General features: G+C 63.4%; 20 protein-coding genes. 12 read left to right on the top strand and 8 right to left on the bottom strand.

The window, feature by feature from the left end; translation table 11 throughout:
- Window positions 1-145: 145 nt before the first annotated feature.
- From X733_RS156990 to X733_RS156975, 4 genes are all read left to right on the top strand, one after another.
- Window positions 146-766, top strand: coding sequence for a hemolysin III family protein (locus X733_RS156990; RefSeq protein ID WP_023694587.1), 621 nt, complete (start codon window positions 146-148; stop codon window positions 764-766).
- 179 nt (window positions 767-945) lie between these two features.
- The gene (locus tag X733_RS156985) at window positions 946-1971 is read left to right on the top strand and encodes a MotA/TolQ/ExbB proton channel family protein (protein WP_023728631.1); all 1026 of its coding nucleotides are present in this window, start codon (window positions 946-948) and stop codon (window positions 1969-1971) included.
- A gap of 1 nt (window position 1972) precedes the next feature.
- Entirely contained in the window at window positions 1973-3004 is a 1032-nt protein-coding gene (locus X733_RS156980) for a peptidoglycan -binding protein (RefSeq protein WP_023728632.1), read from the top strand.
- A 239-nt stretch (window positions 3005-3243) separates the two neighbouring features.
- On the top strand, window positions 3244-3669 hold the full coding sequence (locus X733_RS156975) for a hypothetical protein (RefSeq protein WP_023711987.1): 426 nt from the start codon (window positions 3244-3246) through the stop codon (window positions 3667-3669).
- 78 nt (window positions 3670-3747) lie between these two features.
- On the opposite strand, the gene X733_RS156970 is transcribed toward X733_RS156975, so the two are convergent.
- Complete coding sequence (locus X733_RS156970; protein WP_023711988.1) at window positions 3748-4101, bottom strand: DUF1304 domain-containing protein; 354 nt, start codon at window positions 4099-4101, stop codon at window positions 3748-3750.
- 146 nt (window positions 4102-4247) lie between these two features.
- Between X733_RS156970 and X733_RS156965 the strand changes: the two genes are divergently transcribed.
- The gene (locus X733_RS156965; RefSeq protein WP_023711989.1) at window positions 4248-5735 is read left to right on the top strand and encodes a carboxypeptidase M32; all 1488 of its coding nucleotides are present in this window, start codon (window positions 4248-4250) and stop codon (window positions 5733-5735) included.
- A 10-nt stretch (window positions 5736-5745) separates the two neighbouring features.
- Here X733_RS156965 and X733_RS156960 read toward each other — a convergent pair whose 3' ends face one another.
- Window positions 5746-7548 (bottom strand): ABC transporter transmembrane domain-containing protein, encoded by a 1803-nt coding sequence (locus X733_RS156960; RefSeq protein ID WP_023668749.1) that lies wholly within the window; start codon window positions 7546-7548, stop codon window positions 5746-5748.
- Window positions 7549-7753: 205 nt separating this feature from the next.
- Between X733_RS156960 and rpmE the strand changes: the two genes are divergently transcribed.
- Window positions 7754-7975 carry a 50S ribosomal protein L31 gene (gene rpmE / locus X733_RS156955; protein ID WP_023668748.1) on the top strand — a complete coding sequence of 74 codons (222 nt, stop codon included), beginning with the start codon at window positions 7754-7756 and terminating at the stop codon, window positions 7973-7975.
- 51 nt (window positions 7976-8026) lie between these two features.
- Here rpmE and X733_RS156950 read toward each other — a convergent pair whose 3' ends face one another.
- Window positions 8027-8734 carry a hypothetical protein gene (locus X733_RS156950; RefSeq protein ID WP_023834633.1) on the bottom strand — a complete coding sequence of 236 codons (708 nt, stop codon included), beginning with the start codon at window positions 8732-8734 and terminating at the stop codon, window positions 8027-8029.
- 173 nt (window positions 8735-8907) lie between these two features.
- On the opposite strand from X733_RS156950, the gene X733_RS156945 reads away from it, so the two are divergent.
- On the top strand, window positions 8908-9975 hold the full coding sequence (locus X733_RS156945) for an AraC family transcriptional regulator (RefSeq protein WP_023818214.1): 1068 nt from the start codon (window positions 8908-8910) through the stop codon (window positions 9973-9975).
- 16 nt (window positions 9976-9991) lie between these two features.
- On the opposite strand, the gene X733_RS156940 is transcribed toward X733_RS156945, so the two are convergent.
- On the bottom strand, window positions 9992-10633 hold the full coding sequence (locus X733_RS156940) for a TetR/AcrR family transcriptional regulator (RefSeq protein ID WP_023818215.1): 642 nt from the start codon (window positions 10631-10633) through the stop codon (window positions 9992-9994).
- A 118-nt stretch (window positions 10634-10751) separates the two neighbouring features.
- Here X733_RS156940 and X733_RS156935 point away from each other — a divergent pair, with 118 nt between their 5' ends.
- Both X733_RS156935 and X733_RS156930 read left to right on the top strand, forming a co-directional pair.
- Window positions 10752-11579: an NAD(P)H-binding protein gene (locus X733_RS156935; protein ID WP_023818216.1), complete on the top strand. Its 828-nt coding sequence runs from the start codon at window positions 10752-10754 to the stop codon at window positions 11577-11579.
- 1 nt (window position 11580) lies between these two features.
- Window positions 11581-12057: a DUF1772 domain-containing protein gene (locus X733_RS156930; RefSeq protein WP_023818217.1), complete on the top strand. Its 477-nt coding sequence runs from the start codon at window positions 11581-11583 to the stop codon at window positions 12055-12057.
- A 33-nt stretch (window positions 12058-12090) separates the two neighbouring features.
- On the opposite strand, the gene X733_RS156925 is transcribed toward X733_RS156930, so the two are convergent.
- The 4 genes from X733_RS156925 to X733_RS156910 form a co-directional block, all read right to left on the bottom strand.
- Entirely contained in the window at window positions 12091-12402 is a 312-nt protein-coding gene (locus X733_RS156925) for a SelT/SelW/SelH family protein (RefSeq protein WP_023818218.1), read from the bottom strand.
- Window positions 12399-13184, bottom strand: a complete 786-nt coding sequence (locus X733_RS156920; RefSeq protein WP_023818219.1) for an RDD family protein — start codon at window positions 13182-13184, stop codon at window positions 12399-12401. The genes X733_RS156925 and X733_RS156920 overlap by 4 nt, the downstream gene beginning before the upstream one ends.
- 93 nt (window positions 13185-13277) lie before the next feature.
- Window positions 13278-14027 carry a YebC/PmpR family DNA-binding transcriptional regulator gene (locus X733_RS156915; protein ID WP_023668740.1) on the bottom strand — a complete coding sequence of 250 codons (750 nt, stop codon included), beginning with the start codon at window positions 14025-14027 and terminating at the stop codon, window positions 13278-13280.
- 179 nt (window positions 14028-14206) lie between these two features.
- The gene (locus X733_RS156910) at window positions 14207-14530 is read right to left on the bottom strand and encodes a helix-turn-helix domain-containing protein (RefSeq protein ID WP_023744976.1); all 324 of its coding nucleotides are present in this window, start codon (window positions 14528-14530) and stop codon (window positions 14207-14209) included.
- A 50-nt stretch (window positions 14531-14580) separates the two neighbouring features.
- Here X733_RS156910 and X733_RS156905 point away from each other — a divergent pair, with 50 nt between their 5' ends.
- Genes X733_RS156905 through X733_RS156895 form a run of 3 tightly spaced genes read left to right on the top strand, consistent with a single transcriptional unit; the run spans window position 14581 to window position 15957 of the window.
- A complete protein-coding gene (locus X733_RS156905) occupies window positions 14581-15063 on the top strand; it encodes an SRPBCC domain-containing protein (RefSeq protein WP_023684154.1) in 483 nt (160 codons plus the stop codon).
- Between the two features lie 20 nt (window positions 15064-15083).
- The gene (locus X733_RS156900) at window positions 15084-15446 is read left to right on the top strand and encodes a glyoxalase/bleomycin resistance/dioxygenase family protein (RefSeq protein ID WP_023688939.1); all 363 of its coding nucleotides are present in this window, start codon (window positions 15084-15086) and stop codon (window positions 15444-15446) included.
- Window positions 15447-15474: 28 nt separating this feature from the next.
- Window positions 15475-15957: an SRPBCC family protein gene (locus X733_RS156895; RefSeq protein WP_023728643.1), complete on the top strand. Its 483-nt coding sequence runs from the start codon at window positions 15475-15477 to the stop codon at window positions 15955-15957.
- The last annotated feature ends 5 nt before the right edge of the window (window positions 15958-15962 follow it).

A 15962-nucleotide genomic window follows, 5' to 3' on the forward strand; every position in this document is an offset into this window, starting at 1 on the left:
TGAAATACTGCCCGGCGGCCGCCCAGATAAGGGTGACGCAGGATTTTTTATGACGAGCATACCTTCACTATCCTCGCGAGAAGCGCAGCCAGACCAGCCAATTGAAATCCCTTTTGTCGGGCGTTGGCACTATTCGCGTGCGGAGATGATCGCCGATGGCATCGTCCACGCGGTCGGCATCGTGCTGGCAATAGCCGCCGGCTCGGCGTTGCTGGCGCTGGCCGCCTTCCATGCCGGTCCCGGCGAATACATCGCCGCCGCCTTCTTCGTGGTGTCGCTGCTGACTGTGCTGTCGATTTCGCTGACCTACAATCTGTGGCCGGTGACGTCGCCGGCGAAGTGGATCTTGCGGCGCTTCGATCATGCGGCGATCTACCTCCTGATCGCCGCGACCTACACGCCCTTTCTGGCCCAGCTCGACGGCTCGCCGCTGGCGCTGCCGATGATTGTCCTTGTCTGGACCGCTGCTTTGACCGGCATTGCCATGAAAGTGTTCCTGCCCGGCCGCTTTGATCGTCTGGCCATTGTCTTCTATCTCGCCATCGGCTGGAGCGGCGTCGTCCTGGTCAAGCCGCTGGTGGCGACGTTGCCGACGACTTCGATCGCGCTGATTGTCGCCGGCGGCATCGTGTACTCCTGCGGCGTCATCTTCTTCGCCTGGAAACGCCTGCGCTTCCACAATGCCCTCTGGCACGGCTTTGTCGTCACCGGCGCCGGGCTGCATCTTGCCGCCATGGTCGACTGCCTGGTCGTCAACCGCCTCTGAACGGCGTGGTGCGGCCCGACAGTCGGGCAATATTGCCAAGCGCCATTCAATTTGGTCACAATTCCGTTTAGAGTCGCGAATTACGTGATCGGCGGCAATGGAGCGGTTCCAGGGAAGTATGAGCGGCTTCCCGTTCGGAATTGCGTCAAGGCAAATAGAGCATCGGAAACGGGGCACGGATGGCTTTTCTCAGATCCTTCGGCGTGGGCAGGCGTTCTGATGTCCTGATGTACGATCCGCACAAACTGTCGAGCCCGCAGGTCTTCCTCCTGACCATGGTCATCTTCCTGGTCATCGTCGCCTTCATCGCCGCCATCCTCACCCGCCAGATCTCGACCGCTTTCGGGAGCAATCCCGGCCTCAATGGCCTCATCGTCGGCGTCCTTGTGGTCGGCATCCTGCTCGCCTTCGCCCAGGTCGGACGACTGTTTCGCGAAGTGCGCTGGGTCAATTCCTTCCGCGCCGGTTCCGAAACCACCGAGCCGGTGCTGCTGGCTCCGATGAAGGCGATGATCGGCCGCTCCTCGACGGTCGCCTTCTCGACGTCTTCGATGCGCACCATGCTGGATTCGATCGCCACCCGCCTCGACGAAAGCCGCGACACCTCGCGCTATCTCGTCGGGTTGCTGGTGTTCCTCGGTCTGCTCGGCACCTTCTGGGGCCTGCTCAACACCATCGGCTCGATCCGCGAAACCATCGAATCGCTCGATCCCGGCACCGGCGACGCCGCCGCAGTGCTCGATTCGCTGAAGCAGGGGCTGTCGGCGCCGCTGGCCGGCATGGGTACGGCCTTTTCGTCCTCGCTGTTCGGCCTTTCCGGGTCGCTGGTGCTAGGCTTCCTCGACCTGCAGGCCGGCCGCGCGCAGACCCGCTTCTATACCGAGCTTGAAAACTGGCTGTCCTCGGTCACCGATCTCTCCTCCGACATCGCCGTCGCCGACCAGGCCAAGACTGAATCCTCCGACGAGATCCGGGTCCTGTCGGAACGGCTGCGCAGCATGCAGGAAAGCGGCGGCGGCTCCAATCCGCGCGTCGCCACCGCCATGGCCAATCTCGCCGACGGCATTTCCGGCCTGGTCAAGAACATGCGCTCCGAGCAGCAGATCATGCGCGACTGGGTCGAGGCCCAGTCGGACGAGCAGAAGGCGATGCGCAACACGCTGGAAAAGATCGCCGACGCGCTGAAGAAACCCGGGGTCCACTAGCATGGCTCTCGCCAGGGGCCGGCGCACCGATCGCCGGATCGACTATTGGCCGGGCTTCGTCGACGCGCTGTCGACGCTGCTGCTGGCCATCATGTTCCTGCTCACCGTTTTCGTGCTGGCGCAGTTCCTGCTCGGACGCGAACTCTCCGGCAAGGATACGGCGCTCACGCGCCTCAACTCGCAGATCAACGAACTGACGCAGTTGCTGGCGCTGGAGCGCTCGAGCGCGCAGGACAAGGACGATTCGCTGGCCAATCTGCAGGCGTCGCTGTCGGCGGCGGAAGCTGAGAAGAGCCGGCTCGAGCAGTTGCTGGCGCAAGGCGCCGGCACCGGCGACGCCGCCAACCAGCGCGCCGCGGAGCTCGGCGGCGAACTCGACAGCCAGCGCCAGATCAGCCAGCAGGCGCTGAGCCAGGTCGAGATCCTGAACCAGCAGATCGCAGCACTGCGCAAGCAGATCGGCGCGCTCGAGGACGCCCTCAACGTGTCCGAAACGCGCGACCGCGATTCCAACACCAAGATCGCCGATCTCGGCCGTCGGCTCAACGTCGCGCTGGCGCAGCGCGTGCAGGAACTGAACCGGTACCGCTCCGACTTCTTCGGCCGCCTGCGCGAAATCCTCGCCGATCGCGAGAACATCCGCATCGTCGGCGACCGCTTCGTCTTCCAGTCGGAAGTTCTGTTCCCGACCGGCTCCGAAGTGATCAACGATGCCGGCAAGGTCGAGATGAAGAAGCTCGCCGACGCCATCATCGAGTTGCAAAAGGAAATCCCGCCCGAGATCAACTGGGTGCTGCGCGTCGACGGCCACACCGACAACAAGCCGCTGTCCGGCGCCGGCCGCTATCGCGACAATTGGGAATTGTCGACGGCGCGTTCGACCTCGGTGGTCAAGTTCCTGATCGAGAACGGCGTCCCCGCCAACCGGCTGGTTGCGGCCGGCTTCGGCGAATTCCAGCCGCTCGACCCCGCCGACACCGAAGACGCCCGCAACAAGAACCGACGCATTGAACTGAAGCTCACCGAACGGTGATTTTCAGTCACGCGAAATTGTTTGCCGGATCAACTCTAGGGCGCAACGCCAGGTCGGCAAGGCCTGAAAACATTATCTTTCTTTAATTACACTTCGCGTTTCCGGGCTCCTACTTTGACGCGCAGGGCCGAGAACCGCCGGCGATGCCTCCCATCGCGACGCGACGGAACCGGACGGCCCGCTTCCGGAAGGCGGAGCGAAAGCGCTTGCCCCTTCCACAGCAGGAGGAGACGCACATCGTGCGCTCTTTGAAGACTCTCAGGACCGCAACCCTCACGACACTTCTGATCACTGTTCCACTCGCCGGCGCCTATGCCGCCGGACATCACAAGGGCGCCCTCGACGCCAGCGACCCGACCGACATGACCGCTCCGCGCGTGACCGGCCTGATCGAGCAGGTGCGGGGCGTCGAACAGGGCATCACGGATGCACGCGAAACGAAGGGCATCTCGACCTCGGAAGCGCAGCGGCTGCATCTGCGTGCGGCGCATATCGGCCAGGCCGCCGAACGGGTCGCCGCTTCGGACCATGGCCGGATCCCGGCCGCGCAATATCACGATCTGCTGCGCCGCCTCGACAATGTCGATCAGAGGCTGATGTCCGACACCGGCAGCGGCTTCATGATCGGTGATGGCTCCGACGGCGGAAATTATCCGAACGGCTGAGATCCGCTCTGATATCTCCAGGAATGAGGAAGGGACTGTCTGACGCCCCCGGATCTGGCTCCGAGGGCGTCTTTTTTGTCACCAGCCCAGCCACAGCGCAGCGAGGGCCAGCACCGCCGGCACGGTCTGAACATACAGGATCTTCCGGCTGGCAGTCGCCGCGCCATAGAGCCCGGCGACGGCGATGCAAAGCAGGAAGAACACCTTGATCTGGAATCCCGCCGCGCCGAGATAGAGGCCCCAGATCAGCCCGGCGGCAAGGAAGGCGTTGTAGAGCCCCTGATTGGCGGCGAGCACCTTCGATGCGCTGGCGAAGTCCGGCTTGAGGTTGAACGCCCTGTGCCCGCGCGGTGTGTCCCACGCCACCATCTCCAGATAGACGATATAGAGGTGGATCAGGGCCACCAGCCCGACCAGGATATTGCCGATCATCTTAGTCTCCCCTCCATGGCGGTGTTCCACCGTCAGCCAGCATTCCACGCACAAGCTCATCGGCGCAAGCTGCATAGCCACCTTTGAGGGTTGCCAATCCTGGCGCGTTGGTATCTTTTCCCGCGGTCCAAAACGCGGAACCTGCCATGTCTTTTCAGAAGCTCGATGATCTCGGCCACAAGCTCGAAGCGCTGGAACATGCGCTCGCTATCCTCGGCGCCGACGAGGCGACCCACATGGCCGTCGGCGGCGGCGAGAAGCGCGCCGAAGCGATGGCTTCCCTTGCCGGCATGCTGCATATCAGGGCAACGGCGCCGGAGATCGCCGACTGGCTCGCCGCTGCAGAAGCTGAAGCGCTCAACGAGGAGCAGCAAGCGGCGGTCCGGGAGTTGCGCCGGCAATACACCAACCTGACCTGCCTGCCGGTCGAATTCGTCGAGCGCCAGACGGTAGCGCGCATGCGCTCGGAGCAACTCTGGCGCGACCTGCGCGGCAAGAACGACTGGGCCGGATTCCTGCCGGCGCTCGAAGGTGTCATCGCGCTGGTGCGCGAGGAAGCCGCCCTGCGCGCCGACGCGCTCGGCCTCGATCCCTACGACGCGCTGATGGAGCAATACGATCCTGGCAACCGCGCCGCCGACATCACGCCGGTCTTCACCGAGCTGAAGACATTCCTGAAGGGCTTCGTGCCGGAAGCCCTGGCCGCGCAGGAAGCGCGCCTGGCCAAGCATCCCGTGAAGCCGCTCTCCGGCAGCTATGCGATCGACCGGCAGCGCGAGCTTGGTCTCGCCATGATGGCTTCGGTCGGCTTCGACCTCACCCACGGTTCTCTGTCCGTATCGCACCATCCCTTCTGCGGCGGCGTGCCGAGCGACGTGCGCATCACCACCCGCTACAAAACGTCCGACTTCCTGTCGGCCTTGATGGGCGTGCTGCACGAGACCGGCCATGCGCTCTACGAGCAGAACCTGCCGAAGGCCTGGGCGCACTGGCCGCTCGGCAAGGCGCGCGGCATGGCGGTGCATGAAAGCCAGAGCCTGTTCGTCGAGAAACAGGTCGGCCGCAACCCCGAATTCTGGCGCTGGGCGCTGCCCGTGGTCGAAAAGCATCTCGGCGAAGCCTGGTCGCTCGACGACATCCTGCCGCATGTGCACCGGGTCGAGCGCGGCCTGATCCGCGTCGACGCGGACGAGGTAAGCTACCCGCTGCATGTCATCCTGCGCTACGAGTTGGAGCAGGAGCTGGTCTCGGGGCGGCTGCAGGCGGCCGACCTGCCCGAAGCCTGGGACGCCAAGATGCGGGAGTATCTTGGCCTTTCGACCATCGACAACCCAGCCGACGGACCGATGCAGGACGTGCATTGGCCGGGCGCCGCCTTCGGCTATTTCCCGTCCTATACGCTGGGCGCCATGATGGCGGCGCAGCAATGGGCTGCGCTGACGCGCGACCATCCTTCAGCCGACAGCGATCTCGCCAGGGGCAATTTCGCCGCCATCAATGACTGGCGCCGCGACAAGATCTGGTCGCAGGGATCGCGCTGGTCGACGCCCGAACTGCTTGAGCGCGCCACCGGCGAGAAACTGAATGCCGCGCATTTCACCGAGCATCTCCGCAAGCGGTATGGTCCCGCCTGATTGCGGGTTGCTACTCCGCGGCACCCCTGAAGGCGCTTGCTCCGGTTTCGAACTGCAGCTTGGCCAGCCTTGCATAGATTCCGCCCTTGGCGACCAGGCTCTGGTGCGTGCCTTCCTCGACGATGCGGCCGCCATCCATGACCAGGATGCGGTCGGCCTTCAGCACGGTCGCCAGCCGGTGGGCGATGACGATGGTGGTGCGGCCCTGCATCAGCCGTTCCAGCGCCGTCTGCACCAGCGTTTCGCTTTCGGCGTCGAGCGCCGACGTGGCCTCGTCGAGCAGCAGGATCGGCGCGTCGCGCAGGATGGCGCGGGCGATCGCCACGCGCTGGCGCTGGCCGCCGGACAAGGTGACGCCGCGCTCGCCGACCTGGCTGTCGTAGCCCTTGTCGAGCCTGAGGATGAACTCGTCGGCCAGCGCGTCCCTGGCGGCGGCCTCGATCTCGGCATTCGTCGCGCCCGGCCGGCCAAAGCCGATATTGTCGCGCGCGCTTGCCGCAAAGATGGTGACGTCCTGCGGCACGATCGCAATGCGCTCCCGCACTTCAGCCGGATCGGCTTCGCGCACGTCGACGCCGTCAATGGCGATGCGGCCGGTTTCTGGATCGTAGAAGCGCAGGATCAGCGAAAAGACGGTGCTCTTTCCGGCGCCCGACGGGCCGACGATCGCCACCGTCTCGCCGGGCTTGACCTGAAAACTCAAGCCGTGGACGGCGGCACGGTCCGGCCTTGCCGGGTAGGAGAAGGAGACGTCGTCGAAACTGATCGCGCCTGTCGCCTTGGCGGGCAGCGGCAGCGGATTGGCCGGCGGTTGAATCGCCGGCGTCTCGTCGAGTATCTCGGTCAGCCTTTCGGCCGCACCCGCCGCCTGGGCAAGCTCGCCCCAGACTTCCGACAGTGCGCCCAGCGCGCCTGCGGCAAACACGGAGTAAAGCAGGAACTGGCCGAGCGTGCCGGGCGACATCGTGCCGGCAAGCACGTCACGCGAGCCGAACCACAACACCGCCACGACCGAGGAAAAGATCATGAAGATGGCAAAGAAGGTGAGCAGCGAGCGGGAGAAGATCGACGAGCGCGCCGCCTGGAAGGCGGCTTCCACCGCGGCCGAGAACCGCCCGGTGACCAGCGTCTCGTTGGTGAACGCCTGCAGCGTGCGCACCGCGCCGATCTGCTCGCTGGCATAGGCGGTCGCTTGCGCCAGCGTGTCCTGCGCCTGCCGTGACCGGCGCCTCACCGAACGGCCGAACGCGACCAGCGGCAGCACGATGAGCGGAATGGCCGCGATCACCAGGCCCGACAGTTTCGGGCTGGTGACGACCATCATCGCCACCGCGCCAAGGCCGAGGATGACGTTGCGCAGCGCCACCGAGGCGGTGGCGCCGACGGCGGATTTCACCTGCGTCGTGTCGGCGGCAAGCCGCGAGACGATCTCGCCCGATTGCGCGGTGTCGAAGAAGGACGGCGAAAGCGTCGTGACATGCGAAAACACGTCGCTGCGGATGTCGGCAACGACCCGCTCGCCGAGCGTGATGACGAAGTAGTAGCGTCCGGCCGACGCCGCCGCCAGAATGGCTGCCATCGCAACCAAAGCGGCGAAATATTCGGCGATGAAGACGGTGCCGGAAGCACTGAAACCGTGGTCGATCATGCGCCGCACGGCCAGCGGCAGCGCCAGCGTCGTCGCCGCGGCGATGGCGAGCGAAATGAGGGCGCCTATGACCAGTTTGCGGTAGCGGAATATATAGGGATACAGGCGCCTGAGCGGCCCGAGCGAGCGCCTGCGCCCGTCTTGCTCGCCGCTGATGTCCGCCATGACCGTTTCCTCTGGCCGCTTCCAGGTGGGCGCGTTCAATATGCGCCTGCCGTGGCCTTGTGATTCAATTCCGGCTGATGTATAGGCTCGCCGACCGTTTTAGAAGCCGTGGCTTTTCAATAGCTGCGGCTTCGAGTTTTAAAAAGGGGCGCATCGACGCAGGCCACGGGCCCGTCTGTAGCGCCACAAGCCAGGAAGCACGACAATGAAGGCCGATATCCATCCCGACTACCACACCATCAAGGTCGTCATGACCGATGGCACAGAATACTCGACCCGTTCGACCTGGGGCAAGGAAGGCGATACGATGAACCTCGATATCGACCCGACCACGCACCCGGCCTGGACCGGCGGCCAGCAAACCCTGCTCGACCGCGGCGGCCGCCTGTCGAAGTTCAAGAAGCGCTTCGAAGGGTTCGGCCTTTAAGCCTATCGGCTTTCGCAGATCAGGAACCCGCCCTTGTGGCGGGTTTTTTGTTCAGCGGATCGTGGCGCGGACGAAATCGCCTTTGATCACGATCGAGGGTTTGGCGCCGGCAGTGTTGGCAAGCGAACTGTCGACGAAGGACGCCGACGCGGTCACCGAGTAGCTGATTTGAACCTGCCGGCCGAAGGTCAGCGTGGCATCCAGCGCCTTGCCGGCAATGGCGACAGTCTCGTCCTTCCGGATGCTGCCATAGGCGAGATTGGCCCTCAGCGCCTCGCCCTTGAGATCGATGCGTGAAGCATGCCCTTCGAGCGAAACATCGGCCGCCTTGCCGGTAATGGCGATGCTGGAGAAATTCCCCGTCATACTGGCCAGCAAGGCCGCCTGGTCGATCGACACCGAACTCTCGGGCGCAATGTTGGCGTTGATCTCGACCCTGCAATCCGAAGGGTCCAGCCAGGACGACGGAGCGACATTGATGCGCAACGTCGAGGCCTCTCGCTTCATGTCGCTGGCGGTGCGGCAGTCATTGGCGAACCAGGACGAATACCAGCTGGCAAACCAGCCCTCGCGGCGGCTGCCGATCGTCGCCTGGTAGGGTTCTGCACCTGAAGTGGTCAGCTTGACCGAGCTTGCCTCGCCGGTGATGATGATGGCGGTCACACCGGCGAGATCGAGCGTCTTTGCGGCATCACCGGCCACCGGCGGTGCCAGGGCAACTGCGGCAAAGGGCAGCAAGACGAGAATTGCGGATTTCATCATTGTCTCCGATCATGGGTGGGCGGTCGCGAAAGGACCGCGGCGTTGCCCAGATGATCCGAGACGTCGATTTTCGCGACCTCGATCACGATCCGGGACGACCGTGAACGCAATCCAGGTCATTGTCGGCCGCCCGGTCCATCGTCGGCCGCCTTGGAACCACGCTTGCGATCATGATCTTCATTCCCTTGCCATTCGTCGTTGCCCTGCTGCTCGTCATCCTGCTCGTGCAGATGATCCGCCGAAACGAGGCCGATCTGCGCGAAAACATGTTTTTCATGCTGCTGATGGCTGCCTACGCCTTGCAGTCGGTGCTGATCGGCATCCGCTGGGGCTACGAAGTCAGGGCAATCATGCCTTTCCAGGCGGTGTTGGCGACATTGATCGCGCCGCTTGCCTGGATAGCTTTTAGCGGTCTGGCGAGGGAACGCTCGCGGCATCGCCTGGCTTCGCTGTGGCCGCATCTGTTGCCGGCCTGTCTTGTGGCCCTGCTGCTGATCTTCTGGCGCGAGCCGGTAGGCCCCGTGATCATGCTGGTCTTCCTGTGTTATGGCGTCACCCTTCTTTGGCTTGCGCGGGTCGGGCCGGACGGCCTTGCCGAGTCGCGTCTGGACGGTGTCTTGCGCTCCTACCGGGCGCTGCTGGTGACGACGCTGGCGATCCTGGCGTCGCCGGTCACCGACATCATCATCAGCCTCGACCTCGAATGGACCGGCGGTGCCCATTCCGGCGCGGTGATTGCCGCCGGCAATGTGCTGGCGCTGCTGCTGCTTGGCGGTGCAGCCGCGGTGGCCAGCGAAACCGCGCCTCTGGATGACGATGAAGACGATGGGCCGCAAGCCGCGCCACGGGCGACGAGCGAGGATTCCGCGGCCGCGGCGGCCGTCGACGCGCTGATGCGGTCAAAAGAACTCTACAGGGACGTTGACCTCAACCTCGGCCGTATCGCCAGGCGCCTCGGCCTGTCGGCGCGGCAAGTGTCGTCGGCGGTCAACCGCATCCACGGATCGAGCGTGTCGCAATATGTCAACAACCAGCGCATCGGCGAAGCCTGCCGCCTGCTGGCGGCCAGCGACGAGCCCATCACCCGCATCATGTTCGACGCCGGGTTTCTCAGCAAATCGAACTTCAACCGCGAGTTCCTGCGCGTGACAGGCTTCACCCCGAAGGCCTGGCGGCTGGAGCATCGGCTGTCAAACCGAAAGCTCGCGGCCCTGCCGTTGCCAGGCGAGACAAAATGAAGGCGGGCGACACCGGTCAGGCGCCGACTAGTTCCCGCAGCGCCATGCGCTTGTAGGCGGCGACCAGCCTGTCGCCCTCCTGCCGGTCGACCGAGATCGCCAGCCGCACGGCAGCCTCGCCCATCTGCCAGACGAGGAAGGCCGTCGTCTCCAGCGCCACCGGATCGGCGCCGGGATGCAGCCGCTTCAGCACCATGGTCAGGAATTCGGCATTCGCCCGGCTGTCGGCGAGTTCGAGCTGGCGCAGCGCCTTGTCGGCCTGCGTGCCCGACCAGATGTCGCGCATCACCGGCTCGGCCAGGAACAGCTGATAGTAGATATCCACCAGCTCCGAAAACGCCTGCCGCAGGCCCTCGGCGTCGACGACATCCTTGAGCGCCGAGGAGATGCAGGCCTGGCTTTCGGCGGTGTAGCGCTCGGCCAGCGCCCAGACGATCGCCCGCTTGTCGGGAAAGAACTGGTAGAGCGAGCCGATCGACACCGCGGCCCGTTCCGCCACCTCGCCCATGCGTATGGCGTCGCTGCCTTGCTCGGCAATCAGCGCCGAGGCTGCGGCCAGCATGCGCTCGACCCGCTCGCGGCTGCGCTGCTGGGTGGGCGCCCGTCGCGGCGATGCGACCTGCTCCTGGGCAGATGCGGGCGTTGCTGTGTCTTCCATGACGGCCTCCGGTCTCGACAAAATCTGCCAACAAACGGCTTGACTCCCAAAATACGAGGGTTTATCACGTTTTGCAAATGTGAGGATTACTCATATTTGTAAACAGAGGAAAACCACAATGACCGACACCAAACCAGTCCTGATCCTCGGTGGCACTGGCAAGACCGGCCGTCGCCTCGCCGAGCGGCTGACCTCACAGGGCATTCCCGTGCGCATCGGCTCGCGTTCCGGCAGCCCCCGCTTCGACTGGGAGGTTCCGGCGACCTGGGAGCCTGCGATGCAGGGCGTGGGCGCCGTCTACATCAGTTACTATCCCGACATCGCCGTGCCGGGCGCCGCCGAGACCGTCGGCGCCTTCGCCAGGCTTGCGGTAGCAAATGGCGTCACCCGCATGGTGCTGCTCTCCGGCCGCGGCGAGACCGAAGCCCAGCGCGCCGAAGAGATGGTCAAAGCCTCGGGCGCTGACTGGACGATCCTGCGTTGCGCTTGGTTTCCGCAGAATTTCAGCGAAGGTTTTCTCGTCGAGTCCTTGCGGCAAGGCGAAGTGGCTTTGCCTGTCGGCCCTGTTGGCGAGCCCTTCGTCGATGTCGACGACATCGCCGATGCTGCCTTCGTTGCGCTGACCGAACCGGGTCATGTCGGCCAGCTCTATGAGTTGACCGGGCCGCGACTGCTAAGCTTCGCCGACGCGGTTGCTGAGATCGCCAAGGCGACCGGCCGCGACATCCGCTATATCAAGATCTCGCATGACGAATTCACCGCCGCGACGGCGGCATACGAACTGCCGCCCGAAATCGCCTGGCTGCTCAACGAGCTGTTCACCGAAGTGCTTGACGGCCGCAACGAGACGCTGACCGACGGCGTCCAGCGTGTGCTCGGCCGCGCGCCGAAAGACTTTTCCGCCTACGCAAATGAAACCGCTGCAACCGGCATATGGAGCAACTGAGATGATCAAGCTTCTTCCCACCCTCACCATCATCGCCGCCATCGGCTCGGGCGTCGTCGGCGGCGTGTTCTTCGCCTTTTCCAACTTTATCATGTCGGCGCTTGCCCGGCTGCCGGTCCCCCAAGGCATCGCGGCGATGAATTCGATCAACATCACGGTGATCACGCCCACCTTCATGACGGCGCTGTTCGGCACCGGCCTGCTCTGTCTGGTGCTTATCGCCGCCGTTCTCATGGGGTGGAGCCAGTCCGGTTCATACTGGCTGCTTGCCGGCGCCGTGATCTATTTGATCGGCAATCCGATCGTGACCATGGTCTTCAATGTGCCGCTCAACGATGCGCTCGCCGCCGTCGACCCGGCCAGCGCCAATGGCGCAGCCGTGTGGGCGAACCATCTGAATCAATGGGTGATGTGGAACCACGTCCGCACCATCACCGCCATCGTGTCGATGGCCTGTTTCATCTTCGCATTGCTATGAAAAATGGCACTTCGCAAACGCAAGGACCTCGCCTCAAGAGGGGTCGTTTTGCGTGTGACCCTTGCGGTCGGAATGGCCTAGATCCCGGTCCGGATCGATGACGTCGCGCACCAGCTGCTTGAGCTTGGCGGCATCGGGAAAACCGCCGTCGCGCTTGCGGTCCCAGATCAGCACATCGTTGCAGGAAACGGTGAAGATGCCGCCTGTGCCCGGCACCAGCGTCACTTCACCGAGATCCGTGCCGAAGGTGGAGAGCAGCTCCTGCGCCATCCAGCCGGCCCGCAGCAGCCACTGGCACTGAGTGCAATAGGTGATGACGATCCGAGGTTTATCAGGGAGGCTCATTCATATGTCTCGCGGGTGCGAACGGTTGTGCCGGCAACCCGATCATGGATCGGCTCATTGCCCAACGCTATCGTTATTCCGATCCAGACCGGCCAGACCAAAGACAAGCCGATCGCGACCAAGGCGGGCACGAATTCCAACCAGGCATTGCTCGGCGCAGCTCGCGGAAAGCTCCCCCAGGTCTGAAAGGCAAACCAGGCCTCCGTCAGTACGACGGGGAAAGTGCCGAGAAACTTGATCACCTGTCGACGAAACGCCTTTCGCAAGGGCAAGCCTCTTCTCTGCCAGTCATTCTCGTCATAAACGACGACCACCAAAGCCCGCTTACCGACTGATCGGCCCGAGGCCATCTCCATAAGAAGAAGATAGATCGCCAGAGCGGGTACTTGGAGGAAACCCAGATCCAACGCCGTAGGTCGAAAATTCCCCTTCGAATTAAGATCGATTGAAACCGTCTCGGGCTTCGCAGACTGGGTTTCCTTCGCGGTACCAACTGCCCAATCGGCTACTGGAAAGCCGAAGAGAGACGACTTGCACACCTGCCAATCGTACCGTCCAAGCGACGGACCGCCGTGCACCTTGGCCGAGCTGCATATTCTTAGGAAGAGCCAGAAGTGACCTTTCACCCCACCGTCGGTCAGCGCGAACAAGCCAGCCACCAGAAAATAGAGAGCTATCAGCACGACAAGGTAGTCGATAAACGAAGCAAGGAACCGACGCCAGAAGCCACCGCGGCGAGGCCAAGCCATCGCAGCGGCAAGTGGAATCCCTTCGTCGGTCATCTCCCCTCCCGTCGATCACTGACTGATCTATACGTTGGGTGGGGAGTCCTTGGCTACGGCGTTCGCCTACACTTCCGTGTGACGGTCAGAAACTCATGCCGCGCTGAGCTTGGCCATGGTCTCGTCGTCAACCTCGAAATTGGCGTAGACGCTCTGCACGTCGTCATCGTCCTCGAGCGTTGCCACCAGTTTCATCAGCGATTGCGCCCGCTCTTCGTCGACCGGGACATTGTTCTGCGGCTGCCAGATCGGCTTCACCGATTCGGCCTCGCCAAGCGAGGCTTCCAGCGCCTTAGACACTTCGCCCATACTCTCGAACGCACAGTAGATGGTGTGGCCTTCCTCGTCGGACTCGACATCATCGGCGCCGGCCTCGATCGCCGCGTCCATCACCTTGTCGGCGCTGCCGGCGGAGGCCGGATAGTAAATCTCGCCGGCGCGGTTCCACATGAACGACACCGAGCCGGTTTCACCAAGCGCACCGCCGGCTTTGGTGAAGGCGGCGCGCACATTCGAGGCCGAGCGGTTGCGGTTGTCGGTCAGCGCCTCGACGATCAGCGCCACGCCGCCTGGCCCATAGCCTTCATAGCGCACCGCTTCGTAATTCTCGGCATCGCCCATCGACGCCTTGTTGATGGCGCGCTGGATGTTGTCCTTCGGCATCGACACCGCCTTGGCGTTCTGGATAGCCAGGCGCAAACGCGGGTTCATCGATGGGTCGGGCGTCCCGCTCTTGGCGGCGACGGTGATTTCGCGCGCCAGCTTGGAAAACATTTTTGACCGCACCGCGTCCTGCCGGCCCTTGCGGTGCATGATGTTCTTGAACTGTGAATGGCCAGCCATGGCACCCCTGTCGTCTTCGGCTAGAGCATCCCGAAGCGAGGTGGTCTCACCTCGTCTTCCCGGGTACTCGAATTCAAATTTCAGAGCCGTCCAAGGTGCAACGCGATGGATGCACGGCGTTCTCTGTCGGAATGGCCGGCTTATAGATAAATCGGCTCAATTCGTCCAGCCGCGCCGGTTCAGCCCTCCAGATCGGATTTCAGCCGGTCGATAATGCTGAGCGCATGGCCGGCATACTGGCTGATCCAGCGGTCGTGGATGTGCTTGATCGGCAGCGCGTTGAGATGGTTCCAGCGCTCGCGCCCTTCGCGCTTTGCCACCACCAGTTCGGCTTCTTCCAGCACCTTGAGATGCAGCATGACGGTGCAGCGATCGATGTCGGGAAACGCCTCGCACAACATGCCGGTCGTCTGCGGCGCATCCTTCAGCCGATCCAGCAATTCGCGACGGCGCGGATGCGCCAACGCCTTGAAAACGTGATCGTCTGCGGTTTGGCTTGACATGTTATGTTTCTATAACATATCGTCGAGCCAATCAAGGAGGAGCTGTGGATATGTCTCTTGGATTCAGAGTTTCCGGGCGCATCGGCAAACCGGTCGCCGAAGTCTTCGACGCAGTCGTCAATCCGGAGAAGCTCAGCGGCTATTTCACCACCATCGGCGGCGCCAGCGCCCCGCTGGAAGCCGGCATCGGTGTCGTCTGGTGGGGAAAAGTGCCGGTCGAGGTCGATGAAGTGGTCAAGGACAGCCGCATCGTGTTGCGCTGGGATGCCACAGATGCCGACGACAGGCCGGCCTATAAGACACGCATCGAGATGAACTTCGAGCCGCTGGACGATGGCGGCACCCTTGTGACCATTGCTGAATCCGGCTGGCCGGAAGGCGTGGTCGGCCTGCAGAAATCCTACCTCAATTGCGAGGGCTGGTCGCAGATGCTGGCTTGCATGAAAGCCTATGTCGAATACGGCATCAACCTGCGCGACGGCTACTACCGCGGCGAGATGAGGGGCGAGCCGGCCAACGAGACAAACAGATGAACCGCGCAACGGAGCCCGCAATGACCGCGAAAATGACCGGCGGCATCAACATCGCCATGAAAGTGCCCCCGCATCAATACGAGGCGACGATCGCCTTCTATCGAGATGTCGTCGGCTTGAAGCCATTCACCGCCAAGGCGCCGGCCATCGGCTTCGAGCTCGGCCCCAACCGTCTGTGGATCGACGAGGCGCCGATGCTGAGCCAGGCCGAAGTCTGGCTTGAGCTTTTCACCGACGATTCTGCAGCCATTGCGGATCATCTCGCCAAGGCCGGCGTCGTCCGTTGCGACGCGGTCGAGCCCCTGGGCGAAGGCTTTCGCGGCTTCTGGATCGCCAACCCGGCCAGCATCGCTCACATGGTGCGCGAGCCTGACGCTTGGTGAGCGCAAACCGGACAAAGAAGCAGCATCGATGGAAATTCACAAAACGCCAACTGCCGAAGCCGGCATGCTGATCAGGCGGCCGGTCGCCGAGGTCTTCGAGGCGATCGTCAACCCGGCCATCACCACGAAATTCTGGTTTACCCACAGCAGCGGCCGGCTGGATGGCGGCAAAGAGGTTCGCTGGGAGTGGCGCATGTACGGCGCCTCGGCGATGGTCAATGTCAGCGAGATCGTCGAGAACAAGAAGATCGTCATGCAATGGAGCGATCCGCCGACCACTGTGGTCTGGACATTCACGGAGATGCCCGGCGCCGAAACGCCTGACGGTGCGACCTTTCTTGAGGTCAGCAATTTCGGCTTCGCCGGCACCGCCGACGAGCAGGTCAAGCAGGCGGTCGGCTCGACCGACGGCTTCGCACTGGTTCTTGCCGGCGCAAAGGCATGGCTGGAACAGGGCCTGTCGCTTGGCCTGATCGGCGACCGCTACCCAAACGGCGTGCCGGGGCGCTAGGGCCG

Source organism: Mesorhizobium sp. L2C066B000 (assembly GCF_000502335.1).
GTDB lineage: Bacteria > Pseudomonadota > Alphaproteobacteria > Rhizobiales > Rhizobiaceae > Mesorhizobium.